Genomic DNA, 19,614 nt, shown 5'->3' with positions numbered 1-19,614 from the left:
ACTTTTTCATACATTTACCTCGTTGTTAAACTAAAATTTCAGATCCGCCATGGATTTATGTGCTTATAACGAGGCGGCTTTGGCTTTGTTACAAAAAAGTTAGCTTCTATGGGTGGCCCAACACAAACAGCCACAAAAAAGCCCGCACTGGGCGGGCTTTTGGGTTCGAATCGTGGGTTCGAATCAGGGGATGTGGTCCAAACTGGCCCCTTCTTTTTCCACCGGGATCAGGTCTTCACGACTGATACCCAGGGCCAAAGTCGTGGTACTGGCCACAAAGATCGAAGAATAGGTACCAACGATCACACCCACAATCAAGGCAAAAGCGAAGCCATGGATCAGCGCCCCACCAAAGAAGAACAGGGCCAACAACACCAACATGGTGGTCAAGGAGGTGATCACCGTCCGTGACAAGGTCTGGCCGATGGATTTGTTGATCACTTCCTCAGTGGTGGCTTTGCGCCCTTTGCGGAAATTTTCCCGGATGCGGTCAAACACCACGATGGTGTCATTCAAGGAATAACCAATCACCGCGAGCAAGGCCGCCAACACCGTCAAGTCAAATTCAACTTGCCAAATCGAAAACACCCCGGCGGTGATGATCACGTCATGCACCAAGGCCGCGATCGCGCCCAGGGAAAAGCGCCATTCAAAGCGGATGGTGACATAGATCAAAATACCCAAAATGGCATACAGCAGCGCCAATGAGCCTTGTTCTACCAATTCGTCACCGACTTGTGAACCGACATAATCGACTTTGACCAATGCCGCTGAGGCATCCAGCAAGCGCAGTTCTTCCACCACTTCATTGCTGAGCTTGGCCTCATCCACCCCGTCTTCGGCTTCGGTTTCAGACTGCGGCGGCAAGGTGATTTCTATGTCGGTGCTGGTGCCAAAGTTCTTCACCACTATGCCTTGGTATCCGGCCGTTTCCAGCTGGTCCCTGACGGCAGACACTTCGGCCGATTGATCGAAATTCACCACCACCACGGTGCCTCCGGTGAAGTCCAAACCGAAATTCAAGCCACGGGTGAACAAAGAGCCCAAAGCCACCACGATCAAGGTCAGCGACAAAAACAACGCGCCTTTGCGGTGGGCCATGAAGTCGTATTTGATGTTTGCTAATAAATTCATGATGACAGCTCCTTAAATCGAAATCGATTGCAACTTCTTCTGACGGCCATAGATCAGATTGACGATGGCCCGCGACAGCACAATGGCCGTGAACATGGAAGTCACGATACCGACACTCAAGGTCACAGCAAACCCTTTGATCGGACCGGTCCCAAAAGCAAACAACACCACCGCCGCAATAAACGTGGTGACGTTGGCATCGGCAATGGTGGAAAAGGCCTTGTCATAGCCCGACTTGATGCTGCCCTGAATGGTGTTGCCATCGCGCATTTCTTCCTTGATCCGTTCAAAAATCAAAACATTCGCATCCACCGCCATACCGACGGTCAGCACGATCCCGGCAATGCCCGGCAAAGTCAAGGTGGCACCGAACAGCGACAAACAAGCCACCATCAACACCACATTGACGGTCAAGGCGATGTTGGCGATGACGCCGAACATGCGGTAGTAAACCAACATGAACACCAGCACCAGGGCCAAACCAATTTGCACCGACTTCACGCCTTTGTCGATGTTGTCCTGACCCAATGAAGGTCCAATGGTGCGTTCTTCGACAATTTGTACCGGTGCGGCCAAGGCGCCGGCCCGCAGCAACAAAGCCAGCTCATTGGCTTCTTTTTGGGTGAAACCACCAGTGGTCTGAAAGCGGTTGGAAAACACGCCGTTGATGCGGGCGTTACTGATCACTTCTTCACTGTCCCGGTACTGCATCACCCCGTCGTCGTTTTTACCAATGGGGATCCGTTCTTTGAACACCACACCCATGAAGTTACCGGTGTTGTTCTTGGTGAATTCCAACATGCGGGCGGCGCCGATGCTGTTCAGCTGCACATTCACCGCATGTTGACCGGTTTGTTGGTCAATGGTGGCCTGGGCGCCAGTCAGTTGGTTACCGGTGGCAATCACCCGGTTGTTCAAATAGATGGGTTGGCCGTTGGATTCAAAATACAAGGTGGTGCCCGGCGGTGTGCGGCCGGTTTGGTAGGTGCGTTGTGCTTCGGCACCATAGCTGTGAGTGGCCCGGTATTCCAAGGTGGCGGTGGCATCCAAAATCGCTTTGGCTTTGGTGGTGTCTTGCACCCCAGGCAACTGCACCACGATGCGGTCCACACCTTGGCGTTGGATGATGGGCTCGGCCACGCCGATTTCATTGACCCGGGTGCGCAAGGTGGTGAGGTTTTGGTTCAGGGCATTTTCTTTGATGGCCAACAACGACTGTTCGTTCAACAAGCCCACCCATTCATATTCTCCGCCACCGGAATTGGTGGACCAATTCAGCTCGGTGTAATCATCTTCGATTTGCTCACTGGCTTGTTCCAGTCCCGCCTGATCCCTGAAGCCAACCACCAAACGGTTGTCTTGCCACAAGATTTTGGTTTTGGGGATTTTCAGTTTGATCAAGGCCGCGGTGATGTCGTTGCGCAGTTGTTTCTTTTTATTCTCTTCGGCTTTGGTCATGTCGACTTCCAGCAAGAAATGCACCCCGCCGCGCAAGTCCAAACCCAGGTTCATGGCCCGGCCGCCCAAGTTTTCTAACCATTCGGGCACGTTGGGCTTGAGGTTCATGGCCGCATCATGACCGGCCAAATCACGGTCCAGCAACTCTTGGGCCAACAACTGGGCATCCAGGTCGGAAAATTTAACCACGGCGGAGTCGCCATCAGCGATCACCGCATCGTGCTCGATGTTGGCCTCATTCAACAACCGCTCTACGCGGCTCATGGTCGCTGGGGTGACTGGGTTGTCATCTTCGGCAGTGATTTGCACCACCGGTGATTGGCCATAGATGTTGGGTAAGGCGTACAGACCGCCCAACACCATCACCACCAAGACCAAGATGTATTTCCATGCTGGGTATCGATTCATTGTGTTTCCTTTGTTGTTGACTGACAAGCCACCCCTGAACTCACTTCAGGGACTTGATGGTGCCTTTGGGCAGCACTTTGGCCACGGCACTGCGTTGCACGTGGATTTCGGTGCCAGGGGCAATTTCGATTTTGATGAATGATTCATCAACCGCCACAATGGCACCCAAAGTACCGCCATTGGTGATCACTTCATCACCCACACCCAGGGCGCCAACCATTTCATTGTGGGCTTTCATGCGCTTTTGTTGCGGGCGGATCAGCATGAAGTACATGATCACAAAAAAGATCCCAATAAAAATAAACCCACTGAGTGGGTTGCTGGCTTGGCCGCCGGATTGAGCCATGGCATCAGATATCAAAAAATTCATCTCAAATCCCGTATCTAGTTAAATAAAAGCGCGCTATTATAGCACCACAGTGCGAACGATATAGGAGCCAGATGACAAAAAATCAAGGGCAGAATTCAACTCAAGCCAGCGACCGGCGCGAACTGTCAGGTGGCTGTCATTGCCAAGCCGTACAATTTCGTTTGACGGTGGCCGCAGACACCGTGATCCTCAACTGCAATTGCTCGGTGTGTCGCATGACCGGCTTTCAACACCTGGTGGTACCGCACCCCCAATTCACCTTGTTACAAGGTCAGGATGCGCTGAGCAGCTACCGCTTCAACACCGGCCAAGCCAATCATTTATTTTGTCGCCATTGTGGGGTAAAATCGTTTTACCAACCCAGGTCACATGCCGATTGTTGGAGCGTCAATACCCATTGTCTGGATGACTTCAATCCTGACCAATGGACACAGGCCGATTTTGACGGCCAGAATTGGGAACAAGCCCACCGCCAACTGGAAGAATGAACCGATGCCAACCATCTCCACCGACAGACTGCACATCAAACCAACCCACAAAAACTGCTGGTCAATTTACGACCAATTCGATCGTCAATTGATTGGCAAACTGTTCTTTCGTGATCAGTGGTTCAACATTCTGCTCAAACCCCAGTCGCTGCGACTGGGGGTGGCCACCGAAGCCAGCTATGGCTTGATGAAAGCCATCAACAGCGACACCTACAAAGCCAAAACCGAAGTCCCTCACGCCAAGGAGTTTTTGCACAAAATGGGCTTCACCCAACAAGACGGTCATTTTGCGGTGACGGCTGAGAATTTAACCTGCCCGGATTTGTACCATGATTGGTTGCATAAATTGCACATCCAGGAAGCCACCATCATACCACCCAAACAGGCCACCGCCGCGCAATTAGTTGACACCGACAAAGACTGCTTCAATCGCCCCTGTAAACTGCATCCCCAAGCCCATCAGGCCTGGCAGCGCATGAAACAGGCCGCGCAAGCTGCCGGCATTGATTTGCAATTGGTTTCGGCCTTTCGCTCCATGGGCTATCAAGCCAGTTTGATCGCCAAAAAACTGGACGCCGGGCAAAAGCTGGAAGACATCCTGGCCACCAATGCCGCACCCGGGCACAGCGAGCACCACACTGGTTGTGTGATTGACCTGACCACCCCCGGTGCCGAGCCATTAGAGGAATCGTTTGAAAACACCGAAGCCTTTGCCTGGCTCAGTGCCCATGCCAACGAACATGGTTTTCACATGACTTATCCCAAGGACAACCCCTGGGGCATCATTTACGAACCCTGGCATTGGCGCTATCAGCCACCCAATTAACCCCAACATCAGGAGCACCACATTGAAGGAACACAAGCCATTCAGTCAATCCATCAAAACCTGGTTGAAACGCGCCGCATGGACATTCATCGGGCTGGAATTGCTGGTCCTCATCAGCCTGCTGGCCACCGATGATCAGCAACAACTAAGTGAGATGAAAACCGCCATCAACCAATCCCTGAACTCACCGCATCTGACGACCCACATTGAACGGTATGAAAGCTTTCGGGTGGGACCCCATACCCGCACGCGATTGGTGTTTTTTGCACAAAACAATCGACAAATCAGCGCCGAGTTCCATCAATGGTTTGGTTTCGCTCCGCAGCTGAGTTGCGTATCTACCGTTCCTGACCAACCCTGTCAGTAATGGGTCTGAACAAACTCATCCAAGATGTCAATGAATTGACTGGCGATGTCATCGCCTTTGAGGGTGTGGGTTTTCTGACCACGAATGAACACCGGCGCCGATGGTGCTTCACCGGTACCCGGCAAGGAAATGCCGATGTCGGCGTGTTTGGACTCCCCGGGACCGTTGACGATGCAACCCATCACCGCCACATTCATGTCCTTTACACCTGGGTGTGACAAACGCCAGGCCGGCATTTTGGCATCCATGTGGGCGGTGACCTGTTGGGCCAACACCTGAAAAAACTCGCTGGTGGTGCGGCCGCAGCCGGGGCATGCCGTGACTTCGGGTTTGAAGGACTGCAATTCCAGGCTTTGCAGGATTTGTTGGGCGACCTTGACCTCTTCGGTGCGTGCCTGATTGGGTTCTGGGGTCAGCGACACGCGGATGGTGTCGCCGATGCCTTGTTGCAACAACACCGCCAAGGCCGCGGTGCTGGCCACGATGCCTTTGTTGCCCATGCCGGCCTCGGTCAAGCCCAAATGCAGGGCATAATCACAAGATCGGTGTAATTCTTGGTAGATGCGGATCAAAGACTGTACACTGCTGACTTTACAGCTGACGATGATTTGGTCGGCACCCAGGCCAAACGACTCGGCCTGTTGGGCACTGGTCAGCACCGACTGAATCAAGGCTTTTTCAATCAAGGCGCCACTGGACAAGGGTTCGGGGCTTTTGGCGTTCTCATCCATCATCTTGGCCATCAATTTTTGGTCCAGCGAACCCCAGTTGCCACCAATGCGCACCGGCTTGTGCAAGTCTTTGGCCACCTGAATGATGGATTCAAACTGTTGGTCACGTTTTTTGCCAAAGCCCACGTTACCGGGATTGATGCGGTATTTGGCCAGCTTTTCGGCGCACTGGGGATAATCTTGCAACAGCCGGTGGCCGTTGTAGTGAAAATCGCCAATCACCGGCACATGACAACGGGCGGCGTGCAAACGGTCGATGATTTCTGGCACCGCGGCGGCCGAGGCTTCGTTGTTAACGGTGATGCGCACCAATTCAGATCCGGCTTGGTGCAGATCATAGATTTGTTGGGCGGTGGTTTTGGCATCGGCGGTGTCGGTGTTGGTCATGGATTGCACCACCACCCGACCACCACCCACCTGCACGTCGCCTACCCGCACGGAATTGCGTTGTTGACTCATGTTGATGTGGTTGGTTGCTCTGCGGTTGCTGATATGTGCACCCACAGGTTGGAAAAATGGGCCGGCCCCAGGCACTTTCTGGGCACCGTAAGATGCACGGCTTGGCGCCGGTGCTCACACTGCAATCGCAAGCACAGCAGCCCAGGCAAGGCCCACCATGCAGCCACCTCAAAGCCACCCAAAGGACCCGCAGACGGCCCTGTCTGGGCCTCGCGATACGACCGATGGCCCCGGGCAGTCCAATGAAACTGCAGCGTTTTTTGTTGTTGAATGGTTCGGTGATTGTGCCACAGGGCGGCCATGAGCAATGTCCCCACCACCACCAACAACCACCAACGCCCGGTCCACCAGGCCATGGCCGTCGTGGCCACCAGGGTCAGCAGCAAGGCCGCCTGCACCCACCACAAAGCATGGATCCAGTGGTTATTTTTGATGGTAACCGGCTGCACAAATGCGCTCCACCAAAGGGATGAAATGTTGTTCGGGACCTTGTGGTTCGGCTTTGCCACTGAGCCAATACCACAACAACATGTCTTCTGTGGCCAACAGTTCATCGAATTTGGCTTTGTCGGATTCGCTCAAATGGGCCATCTCGGCATCAATGAACCGATTCAAAATAAAATCCAATTCTTTCATGCCACGCCGACAGCGCCAACGAAAATACCCTTCATTCAATTCCGAGCTGGCGAGGGCGTTCATCAACCACCCGCCATCACAAGGCGTGCCGTTGGGCGATCATTTTCTTGATTTCACCAATGGCTTTGCCAGGATTCAACCCTTTGGGACAGGTGTTGGCACAATTCATGATGGTGTGACAACGGTACACTTTGAACGGGTCTTCCAAGTCTTCCAAACGCTCGCCGGTGTATTCATCCCGTGAATCGACCAACCAGCGGTAAGACTGCAACAACACCGCGGGGCCCAAATAACGGTCGCCATTCCACCAATAGCTGGGACACGAAGTTTGGCAACAGGCACACAAGATGCATTCGTATAAGCCATCCAGTTTTTCCCGGTCTTCAATCGATTGCAGCCGCTCTTTGTCTGGCAGCGGCACCGAATCGGTCTGCATCCACGGTTTGATGGACGCGTATTGGGCATAGAAATGGGTCAAATCCGGCACCAGGTCTTTGATCACCTCCATGTGTGGCAGCGGATACACCGAAATTTGTTTGCCTTTGAATTGTTTGATTGAGGTGGTACACGCCAAAGTGTTGGTGCCATTGATGTTCATCGCACAAGAACCACAAATGCCCTCCCGGCATGAGCGCCGGAACGTCAGGGTGGCATCCATCTCGTCTTTGATTTTGATCAGGGCGTCCAACACCATCGGACCGCATTGGTCCAAATCGACTTCATAGGTGTCAGTCCGCGGGTTTTCGCCGTCATCCGGAGACCAGCGGTAGACTTTGAAGGTGGTGGTGTTGCCACCGCCAGAGGCCGCAAAATGTTGGCCTTTCTTGATTCTTGAATTTTTGGGTAGTCTGAATTCAGCCATAATATTTCAACCGGTCACGGCGTCAGTAAACGCGTTGTTTGGGAGGAATCACTTCACACTCATCGGTCAGTGTGTACATGTGCACGGGGCGGTACTCAAAAGTGACTTCGCCTTGATCATTGATGTATGCCAGGGTGTGCTTCATCCATTCATCGTCGTTGCGATCAGGGAAATCCTCCCGGGCATGGGCACCGCGGGACTCTTTGCGATTTTCCGCCGAAAACATCGTCACTTTGGCCTGCAGCATCAGGTTTTGCAGTTCCAGGGTTTCCACCAAATCGGTGTTCCAGACCATGGATTCATCAGACACATGAACGTCACCAATCTTGGCCGCACAAGCACTGATTTTGTCACAGCCTTCTTGCAACACCTCACCGGTGCGGAACACCGCGGCGTTGTTTTGCATGATTTTTTGCATCTCCAAGCGCAATTCGGCGGTTTTGATCGCCCCTTTGGCATGGCGGGTGGCATCCAGATTGGCCAGCGATTGGTCCATCACGCCCGCCGGTAACTCGCTGTGTTTGGTGTCTGGCTTGATCAATTCAGCACAGCGGTCAGCCACCGCCCGACCAAACACAATCAAGTCCAACAAGGAATTTGAGCCCAAGCGGTTGGCCCCATGCACAGAGACACAAGCCGCTTCACCGATGGCAAACAAACCAGGCACCACCTTGTCTGGATCATCACCGACTTTATTGACCACTTCGCCGTGGTAATTGGTCGGAATGCCACCCATGTTGTAATGCACGGTGGGCAACACCGGAATCGGCTCTTTGGCCACATCCACCCCGGCAAAAATTTCGGCCGATTCGGCAATGCCAGGCAAGCGCTTGTTGATCACGTCTGCGCCCAGGTGTTCCAGGTGCAGGTGGATGTGATCGGCTTCTTCACCGACCCCGCGTCCTTCGCGGATTTCGATGGTCATGGAGCGTGACACCACGTCACGCGATGCCAAATCTTTGGCATTCGGCGCATACCGTTCCATGAAGCGTTCGCCTTTGGCGTTGGTCAGGAATCCACCTTCTCCGCGCACCCCTTCGGTGATCAAGCAGCCCGCACCATAGATGCCGGTGGGGTGAAATTGCACGAACTCCATGTCTTGTAAAGGCAAACCGGCCCGCAACACCATGGCGTTACCGTCACCGGTGCAGGTGTGGGCCGAAGTACAAGAAAAGTAAGCCCGGCCGTAACCACCGGTGGCCAAGATCACGGCATGACCGCGGAACAGGTGTAAGGTGCCATCGGCCAAATTCCAGGCCAACACCCCTTTGCATTCACCGTCCACCATGACCAGATCAATGGCAAAGTATTCAATGAAAAAGGACGCGTCGTGTTTCAGCGACTGTTGATACAAGGTGTGCAAAATGGCGTGACCGGTGCGGTCGGCAGCGGCACAGGTTCGTTGCGCAGTGCCTTCGCCGAAATTGGTGGTCATGCCACCAAAAGGCCGTTGGTAAATTTTGCCGTCTTCGGTGCGCGAAAATGGCACCCCAAAGTGTTCCAATTCAATGACCGAGGGCACGGCCTCACGACACATGTATTCGATGGCGTCCTGATCGCCCAACCAATCCGAGCCTTTGATGGTGTCATACATGTGCCAGCGCCAGTTGTCCTCGCCCATGTTGCCCAGAGAAGCCGACATGCCGCCTTGAGCGGCCACGGTGTGTGACCGGGTGGGAAACACTTTGGTGACACAGGCCGTTTTCAGGCCTTTGGTGGCCAAGCCCATGGTGGCCCGCAAACCGGCACCACCTGCACCCACCACAATGGCGTCAAATTTATGTTCTGTAATTGTGTATTTTTGGCTCATGGGTTCATCCAAATAAAAGGGTAAAAATTGCAAAAACACCGGCCATGATCATCACGATCATGAGGATTTTGGTCAAGTATTGTAAGGTCAGGTTGAGGGCGTGGTGGTGCACATAGTCTTCCAACACCACTTGAATTCCCAAAGCCCCGTGATAACTGCCAGTCACCACAAACAGCAGGGTGATACCGGCCTGGATGGGGTGGCTCAGCCAGGCTTGTACGTTGGCGGCAGAAATGACCTCCAAACTGGCCAGACCGAACAACAAATACAGGCCGGTAGGAATCAACAACACCGCACTCATGCGTTGCATCCACCAATGACCAAAACCGTGTTTGGCCGACCCCAGTCCTTTGGCTTTTGCCATATCAGATTGAAAACTCATGATGAACTCCTATCGGCTCAAAAAGAAAATGACGGCTGTGATGACTAAGGCACTGATCACCACCAGATAACCCGAACGGTAGACGGCAGGAATGGAATACCCTTTACCGGCGTCCCAGAACAGGTGTCGGATGCCGTTACACAAGTGGTAGGCAAAGGCAAACACCCAAGCAAACAACACCACGGTGCCGAGTGTGGATTGAAAAAACTGGATGGTGCCGTTGGCTGCCGCTGGTGCCGTGGCCAGTTGATAAAGCCAGTAGGTGAACACCACCATACCCAAGGACAAAAACAAGCCGGTCATGCGATGGGTGATGGACAGCATGGAAGTTAGCTGCGGTTTGTACACCTGCAAATGCGGTGACAAAGGTCTGTTGGATTTACTCATGAATTACCTGTTGGTTAGGTCAAAAATCGATGCATCGACCGTTTTTTTCCCAATCACCATAACGGGTGGGATCCAACCCATCCGTGCGACCACCGTACTCTTTTGGAGCCGGTTGCTGCTGGGTTTTTGGTGGCTGGTCTTTGGTTGTTTTTGACTGATTGTTGTTATCGGTTTTCATCGTGGCTGAATGTTATGCCAAATATCGTAGAATCTATGTCAATTCTATGCCCCTGTCCTGTGAAAGCATGCGCCAATTTGACCCTTGAAATCAAACCCCGAAGCATCCACAATGAGTGCAGCGGATTATAGCACTTTCACCCCATGAATAAAACCACCGATCCATCCCCAACAGAGCCAACCAACGGTCAGGTCTGCACATTCAAAATGACCGGAGCGGACGGTTTGTCCTTTTTAAACAATCAGACCTTGACTGATTTGTCCAAACACCCCGGACAAATGGTCTACACTGCCATTTGTAACCCCAAAGGCCGCCTGCTGTTCAGCCTGTTCTTGCAAACGTCTGACGACGGCGTCATGGTGGCTGTGGATCGCAGTTTATGTGACAATTTTTTGCAGTATGTGACCATGCGCCGGTTTCGCCTGAACTATGCGCTGGAAAAATCCAAGCAAATCCTGGTGTTCGACCCCAGCAGTGAGCAACCCACGGTGTCAGCCCACATGCACTTTGCCGAACCCACGGCGCCTCCAGCTGATGCCGATCAATTTTGGTCGTTCATGTTCCGGTTGGGCTTGCCCTGGATCACAGCGACGACCAGCGAGGCCTTTATTCCACAACACCTCAATTTGGAACACATGGGCATCATCGATTATGACAAGGGTTGCTACCCAGGGCAGGAAATCGTTGCCAGGCTTCACTTTCTGGGCAAAATCAAAAAACAAATGCGTTTGATCAACCACCCCAGCCCGACCCCCATGACGGTGGAAGAGCTGCAAAAGCGGGCCGATATGGCCGGCCTGGAAGACTTTTGTTCACCGATCATCAAACAGGCAAAGGGTTGGATGTGTCAAGCCGTTTTCAATACATAATCAAAGATATTTCAACACCTTACTGAACTTTCGCAATGCAATTTATGTCCTATCATTTGTAGGTCATTGTTATTGTTTTCTGCACGGCAACCATGCTACCATCATAGAGAACAACGACATGTGTATTAAGGTGGGACGATTATGTTAATAAATAAAATGCTGGTGTGGTTGCTGCTGATCATGTTCAGCGGTGGCAGTGCGGCCCAAACCGTGACCCTGGCGGTGGAAGCGGTGTACCCCAAAGATCAAGCCGAATTTGTGTATGAGCCATTGAAAAACTGGCTGGAAAAGAGAACCGGTTTGACGGTCAACATCGAAATTGCTGACAACTATTATTTCTATTGGCGATCTGCCAAAAACAGCGAACCAGATTTCACCTTGGATGCGGCCCATGTGGCCGCCTGGCGCATGCAGGAAAAGAACTACGTACCCCTGGCCCGGGTTCAGGAAGACGTGTCGTTTCATTTGATTTCTAATTTTGAACCGGCCGAAGGTCAAAGCATCGGCGAGTTCTTGGTGGGCGAACGGGTGGTCACTTTGCCCAACCCCAACATGGGCTCGATCTTGTTTGACCAATGGTTCACCGATTTGTTTTTACAACCCCAGAAAATTGTCACCGCCCTGTCATGGGAAGACGTGATTCAACAGGTCTTTGACCAATCAGCCAATGCCGCCATCATTCCCAGCTCATTGTTTGACCTGTACCCCAATTTTTTGTCCTTAAGAGAAAGCGATAAAATGCCTGGTGTGACTTTCCTGGCATCACCCTTGATCAGCCCGCAAATTCAACAATCGTTTCAAGACGCCATCCTCAGCATCGGTGAAGATGAGGAGTCATTTGACATCTTGGCCGAGTTGAACTCAGATGGCATCACTGAGGTGGATCCCAAGGATTATGAGAATTTGGGTGAAGTTTTGACCCGATTGTTGTACTGAGTCACATTTTTTTAGCCAAAAACCTGTTAGGGTATTTTCAGAACGAGTAACACTTGTACTGAGGTCTGACATGGGTACAATTTACCAAATGAGTGAAAACAGCATCCAGGAACGCCGGCGGTTCACCCGCATTCCAATGAACAAAACCGTCACACTTTTTTCGGGGATGGAAGCCCTTTCGTCGCAAATTTTAGACATTTCTTTGAAAGGCGTGTTGTTGCAATGCCCTGATGATCGCACCCTCAAACCCGGCGACATCTACCGGCTGAGCATTCCGGTGGAAAACTCACCAGCCATCATCATGAACATTCAGGTGGTGCACACCAATGGTGAGCGCTTTGGCGCGGAATGGACCCAGATAGACATGGACAGCTTCGCCGTGTTGAAACGGACCATTGAGTTGAACATCAAAGAGAAAGACAACCTGCGCCAAGACATCAAAACCCTGTCAGAGTGATCAACAGCAGCTACTTTTCGGCCACCACATAGCACACCCAACCCGCATCCGCTGTGCCTTCGGTGGTTTTGCTGTAGACCCCATCACCCTCTCCGTTTGCTTCATCGGTGCCTTCCCAATAGACATCGGCGGTGCTGAATCCGGCGGTCAACAGCATCTCGGTGATTTCTGGCAATGTCCACAAACGCCAATAATAGGCAAAGGCCCGATCCATTTTGACCCCCTCATCGGTGACGAAGTGGATATAACATTGCATTTCTGCAGTGATCGGATTGAACTTGGCTTGTTCCCAAATGTAAGTGAAGCCATCGCATTCCCGCTCTTCACTCAGCTCTTTGGCCGCTTCGTAACCACCAAAGGCATCCAAAAAGAACACCCCATCGTCATTCAGCGAAGCCCTGACCGATTCAAAGTATCGAATCATCAAGTCCCGCTGCATGAAAATGAAGTAACTGAAATTCATCGCCAGCACCACATCGACCGCCGCCACTTCAGCGGCCATCACATCGCCTTCGATCAACTCAATTCGTTGCCGTTGTTGCTCATGCAACTCGCTCAAGTTGTTGTCCATGCCCCATTGCAACACCTCCGGGTCCAAATCAACGCCCCAGGCTTGGTTGTCGACATGCCGACCAATCCATTCACAGGCGGTTTGTGCGGTGCCACAAAAGTCCTCCCGCAAAGTGCGGGCAGGCCGCCCTTTGAGGTCTTGGAAAGTGGCTTCCACAAAATCGATTTCTGCCTCCACACACTGGACGGCATTTTGATACAAGAAATGACGATCCAAAGGACTTACCTCAAACCGGCATTCAGTTGTTCCAGCACCGCTGAACCTGGGCACAGGTCGGCCTCTGTCAAAGCGTTCAAAGGACGCTGGGTGGTGTTGATGCTGGCATGGGTATCACCCTGGTTTTCGTTGTGATAAATCAAGCCAGTGAGGATGTTACCGGCCTCTTTGACCGACTCAATGCGATTCATCGCCGCTTTGCGGCTGGACAAATCATAATCATTGGCGTTCTTTTGCAACACCAACTCACTGCCATCGTGCAACTGAACTTGGCGTGAACTGCCGGCGGGATAATCAATGGTGATCTCAGATTTCTCCGGGATAAAATCGATGGTGCCGGTGGCCTCCAAATGGTCGCGCACCCATTCATAACCTTTGGTGGATGCGGGGGTGTTGTTGAACGTGACACACGGGGAGATCACATCAATGAACGCAAACCCTGGGTGTTTGATGGCTGCTTTGATCAACGGCACCAGTTGTTGCTTGTCACCAGAAAAACTCCGCGCCACCATACCCGCGCCCAATTGCAGCGCCAACTGGCACAAATCAATGGAATCAAACACGCTGGGCACGCCTTTTTTCCCGGCCGAACCTTTGTCTGCAGTGGCCGAGTCCTGGCCTTTGGTCAGGCCATAACAACCGTTGTTCATCACCAGATAGACCATGTTCAGATTGCGCCGCACCACATGGGCAAATTGGCCCATGCCGATGGAAGCGGTGTCACCATCCCCTGAAACCCCAATGTACAACAAATCGCGGTTGGCCATGTTGGCCCCGGTGGTGACCGATGGCATGCGACCATGCACCGAGTTGAAACCATGGGCCTTGCCCAAAAAGTAAGTCGGGGTTTTGGAAGAACAGCCAATGCCTGAAATTTTGGCGATTTTGTGCGGTTCCAAGTTCAACTCAAAACAAGACTTGATGATGGCGGCACTGATGGAGTCATGACCACAGCCAGCACACAAAGTGGACAAAGCCCCTTCGTAGTTCTTGATCGAGTAACCGATTTCATTGGTGTGGTTTTCCGGGTGTCTGAAATTGGGTCTGATGAAAGTCATCTCAGGCCTCCTGTGGTTTGGGGTGGATGGACAGTGATTCCAAATGTTGCTCAATCTCTGCAACCAAAAAGCTGGCCGTGATGGGCATGCCATCGATGTTGAGCACCGGCACCATGACCTGCGGATCCAGGTCCAATTCGTTGACCAACAGGGTTTTCATTTGGGCGTCGCGGTTTTGCTCAATCACAAACACGGTGTCATGGGCGGCCATGAATTCAGCCACTTCTTGGCCAAAAGGAAAGCCCTTGATGCGCATGGAATCCAAGCGGTGTTGGGTCCGCAACTGGTCCAAAGCTTCTTGGGCAGCGTATTGGCTGGTGCCAAAATAGACCACCCCGATGCGACTGTTTTGACCAGAGACTTCGGCCGCCGGAACCAGACGTTTGGCGGTGTCCCATTTGACCAACAAACGCTGCATGCCGCGGGCATAGACGGTGCCGTCCTCGGTATAAGCCGCATATTCATCGTGCGAAGATCCTCGCGTGAAATACGCCCCTTTTTCCGGGTGGGTGCCCGGAATGGTGCGGTATGGGATGCCATCGCCATCCACATCCAGGTAGCGGCCCCAACGCTCAGGCAAGTCATCGAGTTGTTGTTGATTCAGGACTTTACCGCGGTCATAACGCCGCGCATCATCCCATTCGATCGGGTCACACTGGTGCACGTTCATGCCCAAATCCAAATCACTCATCAGGATCACCGGGGTTTGCAAGCGATCGGCCAAATCAAATCCCGCCACCGTCAACTCAAAGCATTCTTTGGGATTGGCTGGAAACAGCAACACATGCTTGGTGTCGCCATGCGAGGCATAGGCGGCAGCCAATAAATCAGACTGTTGCGTGCGGGTCGGCATGCCAGTACTCGGTCCGGTGCGCTGGATGTCCATCAACATCACCGGAATTTCAGAAAAGTAGGCCAAGCCCAAAAACTCGCTCATCAAAGACACCCCAGGCCCAGAGGTGGCGGTGAAGGCCCGCGCCCCATTCCAGCTGGCACCAATGACGATGCCAATGGCCGCCAGTTCATCTTCGGCTTGTAAGATGGCAAATTTGTTGGTCCCAGTGGCCGCATCGACCCGATAGGCCTGGCAGTATTTTTCAAATGCTTCGACCACCGAAGTGGATGGCGTGATGGGATACCAACCGGCCACCGTGGCACCGGCATACACCGCACCCAAACCGGCCGCGGCATTGCCTTCCATCAAAATCTGATCACCATTGAGGTCTCGGCGATGGATGTTCAGGCCGCAACAATCCGCGTGGTGTTGTGCGGCATAGTCATAGCCCAAACGAAGGGCTTGGATGTTGGGTTCAATCAGCTTGGCCTTTTTCGCAAACTGCGACTTGATGGAATCTTCAAACACGGTGAAGTCCATTTCAAACAAATAGGCCAAGGCCCCCACATAAATGATGTTTTTGAAGATTTGCCGCAACCGCGGTTCGGTGTAATTGGCATTACAGATATCAGTCAGCGGAATGCCGATCAAGGTGATGTCTTGGCGCTGAAACGTGTCCGGTAAACGTTTGGATGAATCGTAGAAAAAGTAGCCGCCTGGCAACAGTTCCTGATAATCCCGAACCATGGTTTGACCATTGACCGCCACCACAAAATCATAGCCACCGCGGCGGCCCAGGTAACCTTGCTCGTTGACCCGGACTTCGAACCAAGTGGGTAAGCCCTGAATGTTGGAGGGGAAAATGTTTTTCGACGACACCGGCACGCCCAGTCGGAACACCGCTTTGGAAAACAGGTTGTTGGCCGATGCCGAACCAGAACCGTTGACATTGGCAAAACGAATCACCAGATCGTTGGTGGCCGCCAGGGGCTGGGTCTGACTCATGATTTGACTCCTGCGGTGGCTTCATGCAATAAAAATTTCTGCATGTCCCAGGCTCCGGTGGGGCAGCGCTCGGCACACAGCCCGCAATGCAAACACACATTTTCATCTTTCACCATCACCCGCTTGGTTTTCAACTCGCCCGACACATACAGGTCTTGGTCGGTGTTGGTGGCTTTGACCTTGAGATTTTCTCGCAAATTGGCTTCCTCATCGTTGTCGATGAAATTGATGCAATCCACCGGACAAATGTCCTCACAGGCGTCGCATTCGATGCAGCGGTCGGTTTCAAACACCGTTTGTACGTCACAATTCAAACAACGCATCGCTTCATCGTAACCCTGCAAAGCATCAAAACCCTTCTCCACCTCCAGTTTGCGGTTGCCAATGGCCTGTTGTTTGTCAATCAAAGGCACGATCTGGCGTTCATCGTCTGAAATGTGGGCGTCATACAACCAATCATGGAAGCCCATTTTTTGACTGACCAGATTGACCTCAGGCGCTGGTCGTTGTGCGGTGGATTCACCGCGGCAATACAAATCGATGGAGATCGCGGCCTGGTGACCGTGGGCCACCGCCGTGATCACATTTTCTGGCCCCCAAGCGGCATCGCCACCAACAAACACATTCGGTAATGAAGTTTGGAAAGTGGTTTTGTCCACTTCTGGCATGTCCCAGTCATTGAACTCAATGCCAATGTCCCGTTCAATCCAAGGAAAAGAATTCAGCTGCCCAATGGCCATCAACACATCATCACAGGCCATGGTCACCTCTTCGCCGGTGGGCACCAATGAACGTTTGCCATTGTCATCAAACACCGGCTCCACTTTTTCAAACACCATGCCCGTCAAGCGACCATTTTCTGTCAAAAAGGCTTTGGGGTTGTGATTTTCATACATGGGGATGTCTTCATGTTCGGCATCCTCGATTTCCCAGGGCGAGGCTTTCATATCTGATTTGGGGCTGCGGACCACCACCCGCACGTCCTCACCACCCAAGCGGATGGCGGTGCGGCAACAATCCATGGCGGTGTTACCACCACCCAAAACCAACACTTTTTTGCCCACTTTGTGGGTGTGTTCGAAAGCCACACTGGCCAACCAATCGATGCCGATGTGGATGTTGGCATCGCCGTCTTGGCGGCCGGGCAAATTCGGTAAGTCACGCCCCCTGGGCGCCCCGGTGCCGACAAACACCGCGTCATAGTTTTTCGCCAACATGTCTCGCATGCTGGTCACATGTTGTTTGAAATGGGTCACCACCCCCATGTCCAGGATGTAGTTCACCTCTTCGTCCAACACCGACTCGGGTAAGCGGAATGAGGGGATCTGGCTGCGCATGAAGCCGCCACCCTTGTGCTGATCATCATACAAATCGATTTCGTAACCCAACGGCATCAAATCCCGGGCCACGGTCAACGAGGCCGGGCCGGCACCAATCAGGGCGATCTTTTTGCCGTTTTTCTCGGTGGGAATGGCTGGCAAGCGGTCGCTGATGTCGGTTTTGTTGTCCGCCGCCACCCGCTTCAAGCGGCAAATGGCAACCGGTTCTTCTTCCACCCGACCCCGGCGACAGGCCGGTTCACAGGGGCGGTCACAGGTCCGCCCCAACACCCCCGGGAACACATTGGATTGCCAATTGATCATGTAGGCGTCGTTGTAACGCCCGGCGGCGATCAGGCGGATGTATTCCGGTACCGGCGTGTGGGCCGGACAGGCATACTGACAATCGACCACTTTGTGGAAATATTCTGGATCTTTGGTGTCCGTTGGTTTCATTGATCATACCCCTGTCATGAGATTCTCGACGTTGTCCTCGCCGGTTTATTTAACGGCTGTCCACGCATCCTTTCGATAGCCTTTTTCCAATAAATAGATCAGCCATTTGTTAAAAAAACAGTTTTGGCTGTAGCGCAAACTGGCTTGGTTACCTGGATCCACTTGACCGCCCAACTGCCGATATTGTTTTTCAAACTCGTTGGAATAAACCAGTTCAGCCAACTGGGCATCGTGGTAGATGCGAATCACCAGGGCGTCTGACACCGCGTCATCAAACAGCATGCTCATGGCCAATTCAGTGGTGTACTTGAAACGGTTTCTGATGGTGATTTGCAAGGTGGCTTGGGTCGCTGAAGTCGAATGGAATACCGTGGCTTGCGCGGCATCATCTGGCAACAGGGCCAACAACAACCGGTGGTTGTATTCATGCAATTGCATGAGGGAGATGTTATGCCGTCGGACATATTTGCGGTGGGTCAAGTAATGTTCGGTCAATATCATCTAATACAGTCTTTTGTTTAAATCCAAGGCTATCATTATCTTACCTGAAATTTCTTCAATTGAGGTAAGCGTTGTGTTCAAAAAAGGAATTTGGTGGCGGTGATAAATGAGCTCAGCATCGCTGACTTCACCTTGACATTTACGCAATTCCGCATAGCGTGAATTGGGCCGCCGCTCACCGCGTATCTGTGACAGTCTGAATGGATCTATGGTCAAGCCAAACAACTTGCTTTGGTGGGCCATCACTTCGGCGGGCAGTTGCATCCGCTCCAAATCATCGTCGGTGATCGGGTAGTTGGCTGCTTTCAAGCCATAGTGCAAAGCCAGGTACAGGCAAGTTGGGGTTTTGCCAGATCGCGACACCCCCAATAAGATCAAATCGGCCTTCTTTAAATTCAAATTGACCCCATCATCATGCGACAGGGCAAAATTGGTCGCTTCGATGCGGTCATTGTAGGAAGTGCTGTCTGCCATGCCATGGGTGCGCCCCACCCCAGGATCGCTTTTGATGTCGAGATTGCGCTCGATGCGTCTGAGTAAGCGGTTGAATGGGTCCAGCTTCAAGCCACCGGCCGAGTGGATGATTTTGCGTAACTCGATGTCCACCACGGTGTTGATCACCAGGGGTTGGTAGTCCGAGGGAGTGGCTTTGATGATGTCGGCCGCTTGTTGGGCCGAGGCGGCGTCGTTGATAAAAGCCAGGCGTTTTTCAACAAAGTCAATGCCTGTGAACTGGGTGATTAGGCTGCGGCCGACCGTTTCGGCGGTGATGGCGGTGCCGTCTGATACATAAAAGATGGCACACTTTTTGTTTTCAGTCATGCAATCGTTCCTGATCCATACTTTTCATTGATTTTTGCCAATAAAACCCGGTTGACTGTTTATGACCACCGGT

General features: G+C 52.5%; 23 protein-coding genes. 6 read left to right on the top strand and 17 right to left on the bottom strand.

What is annotated here, in order from left to right; translation table 11 throughout:
- Positions 1-183: 183 nt before the first annotated feature.
- From secF to yajC, 3 genes are read right to left on the bottom strand one after another with little or no spacing between them, the layout of a single operon-like run.
- A complete protein-coding gene (gene secF / locus K7G70_RS06660; RefSeq protein WP_223787832.1) occupies positions 184-1,134 on the bottom strand; it encodes a protein translocase subunit SecF in 951 nt (316 codons plus the stop codon).
- Between the two features lie 12 nt (positions 1,135-1,146).
- Positions 1,147-3,000: a protein translocase subunit SecD gene (gene secD, locus K7G70_RS06655; protein WP_223787831.1), complete on the bottom strand. Its 1,854-nt coding sequence runs from the start codon at positions 2,998-3,000 to the stop codon at positions 1,147-1,149.
- 40 nt (positions 3,001-3,040) lie between these two features.
- Positions 3,041-3,370, bottom strand: a complete 330-nt coding sequence (gene yajC / locus K7G70_RS06650) for a preprotein translocase subunit YajC (protein WP_223787830.1) — start codon at positions 3,368-3,370, stop codon at positions 3,041-3,043.
- A gap of 71 nt (positions 3,371-3,441) precedes the next feature.
- On the opposite strand from yajC, the gene K7G70_RS06645 reads away from it, so the two are divergent.
- From K7G70_RS06645 to K7G70_RS06635, 3 genes are read left to right on the top strand one after another with little or no spacing between them, the layout of a single operon-like run.
- A complete protein-coding gene (locus K7G70_RS06645; protein ID WP_223787829.1) occupies positions 3,442-3,858 on the top strand; it encodes a GFA family protein in 417 nt (138 codons plus the stop codon).
- 4 nt (positions 3,859-3,862) lie between these two features.
- On the top strand, positions 3,863-4,684 hold the full coding sequence (locus K7G70_RS06640) for a M15 family metallopeptidase (protein WP_223787828.1): 822 nt from the start codon (positions 3,863-3,865) through the stop codon (positions 4,682-4,684).
- A 22-nt stretch (positions 4,685-4,706) separates the two neighbouring features.
- Positions 4,707-5,051 carry a hypothetical protein gene (locus K7G70_RS06635; protein ID WP_223787827.1) on the top strand — a complete coding sequence of 115 codons (345 nt, stop codon included), beginning with the start codon at positions 4,707-4,709 and terminating at the stop codon, positions 5,049-5,051.
- Here K7G70_RS06635 and ispG read toward each other — a convergent pair.
- The 8 genes from ispG to K7G70_RS18095 are packed head-to-tail and all read right to left on the bottom strand — an operon-like array spanning position 5,045 to position 10,496.
- Positions 5,045-6,241 (bottom strand): flavodoxin-dependent (E)-4-hydroxy-3-methylbut-2-enyl-diphosphate synthase, encoded by a 1,197-nt coding sequence (gene ispG, locus K7G70_RS06630; RefSeq protein ID WP_223787826.1) that lies wholly within the window; start codon positions 6,239-6,241, stop codon positions 5,045-5,047. The genes K7G70_RS06635 and ispG overlap by 7 nt on opposite strands.
- On the bottom strand, positions 6,238-6,690 hold the full coding sequence (locus K7G70_RS06625) for a DUF4191 domain-containing protein (RefSeq protein ID WP_223787825.1): 453 nt from the start codon (positions 6,688-6,690) through the stop codon (positions 6,238-6,240). Before K7G70_RS06625 ends, ispG begins: the two co-directional genes overlap by 4 nt.
- On the bottom strand, positions 6,665-6,940 hold the full coding sequence (locus K7G70_RS06620; RefSeq protein ID WP_223787824.1) for an FAD assembly factor SdhE: 276 nt from the start codon (positions 6,938-6,940) through the stop codon (positions 6,665-6,667). The genes K7G70_RS06625 and K7G70_RS06620 overlap by 26 nt, the downstream gene beginning before the upstream one ends.
- Before the next feature lie 13 nt (positions 6,941-6,953).
- Positions 6,954-7,739, bottom strand: coding sequence for a succinate dehydrogenase iron-sulfur subunit (locus K7G70_RS06615; RefSeq protein WP_223787823.1), 786 nt, complete (start codon positions 7,737-7,739; stop codon positions 6,954-6,956).
- 22 nt (positions 7,740-7,761) lie between these two features.
- A complete protein-coding gene (gene sdhA / locus K7G70_RS06610; protein ID WP_223787822.1) occupies positions 7,762-9,549 on the bottom strand; it encodes a succinate dehydrogenase flavoprotein subunit in 1,788 nt (595 codons plus the stop codon).
- Between the two features lie 4 nt (positions 9,550-9,553).
- The gene (gene sdhD, locus K7G70_RS06605) at positions 9,554-9,931 is read right to left on the bottom strand and encodes a succinate dehydrogenase, hydrophobic membrane anchor protein (protein ID WP_223787821.1); all 378 of its coding nucleotides are present in this window, start codon (positions 9,929-9,931) and stop codon (positions 9,554-9,556) included.
- Positions 9,932-9,940: 9 nt separating this feature from the next.
- Positions 9,941-10,318: a succinate dehydrogenase, cytochrome b556 subunit gene (gene sdhC / locus K7G70_RS06600; protein WP_223787820.1), complete on the bottom strand. Its 378-nt coding sequence runs from the start codon at positions 10,316-10,318 to the stop codon at positions 9,941-9,943.
- Positions 10,319-10,337: 19 nt separating this feature from the next.
- On the bottom strand, positions 10,338-10,496 hold the full coding sequence (locus tag K7G70_RS18095) for a DUF1674 domain-containing protein (protein WP_223787819.1): 159 nt from the start codon (positions 10,494-10,496) through the stop codon (positions 10,338-10,340).
- A 143-nt stretch (positions 10,497-10,639) separates the two neighbouring features.
- On the opposite strand from K7G70_RS18095, the gene ygfZ reads away from it, so the two are divergent.
- From ygfZ to K7G70_RS06580, 3 genes are all read left to right on the top strand, one after another.
- The gene (gene ygfZ, locus K7G70_RS06590; RefSeq protein WP_223787818.1) at positions 10,640-11,365 is read left to right on the top strand and encodes a CAF17-like 4Fe-4S cluster assembly/insertion protein YgfZ; all 726 of its coding nucleotides are present in this window, start codon (positions 10,640-10,642) and stop codon (positions 11,363-11,365) included.
- Positions 11,366-11,506: 141 nt separating this feature from the next.
- Entirely contained in the window at positions 11,507-12,301 is a 795-nt protein-coding gene (locus tag K7G70_RS06585; RefSeq protein WP_223787817.1) for a phosphate/phosphite/phosphonate ABC transporter substrate-binding protein, read from the top strand.
- A 70-nt stretch (positions 12,302-12,371) separates the two neighbouring features.
- Positions 12,372-12,758 (top strand): PilZ domain-containing protein, encoded by a 387-nt coding sequence (locus tag K7G70_RS06580; protein ID WP_223787816.1) that lies wholly within the window; start codon positions 12,372-12,374, stop codon positions 12,756-12,758.
- Between the two features lie 10 nt (positions 12,759-12,768).
- Here K7G70_RS06580 and K7G70_RS06575 read toward each other — a convergent pair whose 3' ends face one another.
- From K7G70_RS06575 to ppsR, 6 genes are all read right to left on the bottom strand, one after another.
- A complete protein-coding gene (locus K7G70_RS06575) occupies positions 12,769-13,545 on the bottom strand; it encodes a hypothetical protein (protein WP_223787815.1) in 777 nt (258 codons plus the stop codon).
- Positions 13,546-13,550: 5 nt separating this feature from the next.
- Positions 13,551-14,603 carry a 2-oxoacid:ferredoxin oxidoreductase subunit beta gene (locus tag K7G70_RS06570; RefSeq protein ID WP_223787814.1) on the bottom strand — a complete coding sequence of 351 codons (1,053 nt, stop codon included), beginning with the start codon at positions 14,601-14,603 and terminating at the stop codon, positions 13,551-13,553.
- Position 14,604: 1 nt separating this feature from the next.
- The gene (locus tag K7G70_RS06565; protein ID WP_223787813.1) at positions 14,605-16,443 is read right to left on the bottom strand and encodes a 2-oxoacid:acceptor oxidoreductase subunit alpha; all 1,839 of its coding nucleotides are present in this window, start codon (positions 16,441-16,443) and stop codon (positions 14,605-14,607) included.
- On the bottom strand, positions 16,440-18,218 hold the full coding sequence (locus K7G70_RS06560) for an FAD-dependent oxidoreductase (protein ID WP_223787812.1): 1,779 nt from the start codon (positions 18,216-18,218) through the stop codon (positions 16,440-16,442). The genes K7G70_RS06565 and K7G70_RS06560 overlap by 4 nt, the downstream gene beginning before the upstream one ends.
- 45 nt (positions 18,219-18,263) lie before the next feature.
- Entirely contained in the window at positions 18,264-18,656 is a 393-nt protein-coding gene (locus tag K7G70_RS06555) for a DUF1249 domain-containing protein (RefSeq protein WP_223787811.1), read from the bottom strand.
- Positions 18,657-18,719: 63 nt separating this feature from the next.
- Positions 18,720-19,541: a posphoenolpyruvate synthetase regulatory kinase/phosphorylase PpsR gene (gene ppsR / locus K7G70_RS06550; protein ID WP_223787810.1), complete on the bottom strand. Its 822-nt coding sequence runs from the start codon at positions 19,539-19,541 to the stop codon at positions 18,720-18,722.
- Between the last annotated feature and the right edge of the window lie 73 nt (positions 19,542-19,614).

It is taken from the genome of Marinicella meishanensis, from assembly GCF_019931145.1.
Classification (GTDB): Bacteria; Pseudomonadota; Gammaproteobacteria; order Xanthomonadales; family Marinicellaceae; genus Marinicella; species Marinicella meishanensis.
This window is presented reverse-complemented; position numbering and strand designations above follow the sequence as displayed.

Coding starts and splice junctions, on each gene's coding strand:
- sdhC (WP_223787820.1), bottom strand. CDS start 10,318: ATGAGTAAATCCAACAGACCTTTGTCACCGCATTTGCAGGTGTACAAA.
- ispG (WP_223787826.1), bottom strand. CDS start 6,241: ATGAGTCAACAACGCAATTCCGTGCGGGTAGGCGACGTGCAGGTGGGT.
- K7G70_RS06620 (WP_223787824.1), bottom strand. CDS start 6,940: ATGAACGCCCTCGCCAGCTCGGAATTGAATGAAGGGTATTTTCGTTGG.
- K7G70_RS06640 (WP_223787828.1), top strand. CDS start 3,863: ATGCCAACCATCTCCACCGACAGACTGCACATCAAACCAACCCACAAA.
- K7G70_RS06560 (WP_223787812.1), bottom strand. CDS start 18,218: ATGAAACCAACGGACACCAAAGATCCAGAATATTTCCACAAAGTGGTC.
- sdhA (WP_223787822.1), bottom strand. CDS start 9,549: ATGAGCCAAAAATACACAATTACAGAACATAAATTTGACGCCATTGTG.
- K7G70_RS06565 (WP_223787813.1), bottom strand. CDS start 16,443: ATGAGTCAGACCCAGCCCCTGGCGGCCACCAACGATCTGGTGATTCGT.
- ppsR (WP_223787810.1), bottom strand. CDS start 19,541: ATGACTGAAAACAAAAAGTGTGCCATCTTTTATGTATCAGACGGCACC.
- K7G70_RS18095 (WP_223787819.1), bottom strand. CDS start 10,496: ATGAAAACCGATAACAACAATCAGTCAAAAACAACCAAAGACCAGCCA.
- K7G70_RS06585 (WP_223787817.1), top strand. CDS start 11,507: ATGTTAATAAATAAAATGCTGGTGTGGTTGCTGCTGATCATGTTCAGC.
- ygfZ (WP_223787818.1), top strand. CDS start 10,640: ATGAATAAAACCACCGATCCATCCCCAACAGAGCCAACCAACGGTCAG.
- yajC (WP_223787830.1), bottom strand. CDS start 3,370: ATGAATTTTTTGATATCTGATGCCATGGCTCAATCCGGCGGCCAAGCC.
- K7G70_RS06615 (WP_223787823.1), bottom strand. CDS start 7,739: ATGGCTGAATTCAGACTACCCAAAAATTCAAGAATCAAGAAAGGCCAA.
- K7G70_RS06645 (WP_223787829.1), top strand. CDS start 3,442: ATGACAAAAAATCAAGGGCAGAATTCAACTCAAGCCAGCGACCGGCGC.
- secF (WP_223787832.1), bottom strand. CDS start 1,134: ATGAATTTATTAGCAAACATCAAATACGACTTCATGGCCCACCGCAAA.
- secD (WP_223787831.1), bottom strand. CDS start 3,000: ATGAATCGATACCCAGCATGGAAATACATCTTGGTCTTGGTGGTGATG.
- K7G70_RS06580 (WP_223787816.1), top strand. CDS start 12,372: ATGGGTACAATTTACCAAATGAGTGAAAACAGCATCCAGGAACGCCGG.
- K7G70_RS06570 (WP_223787814.1), bottom strand. CDS start 14,603: ATGACTTTCATCAGACCCAATTTCAGACACCCGGAAAACCACACCAAT.
- sdhD (WP_223787821.1), bottom strand. CDS start 9,931: ATGAGTTTTCAATCTGATATGGCAAAAGCCAAAGGACTGGGGTCGGCC.
- K7G70_RS06555 (WP_223787811.1), bottom strand. CDS start 18,656: ATGCAATTGCATGAATACAACCACCGGTTGTTGTTGGCCCTGTTGCCA.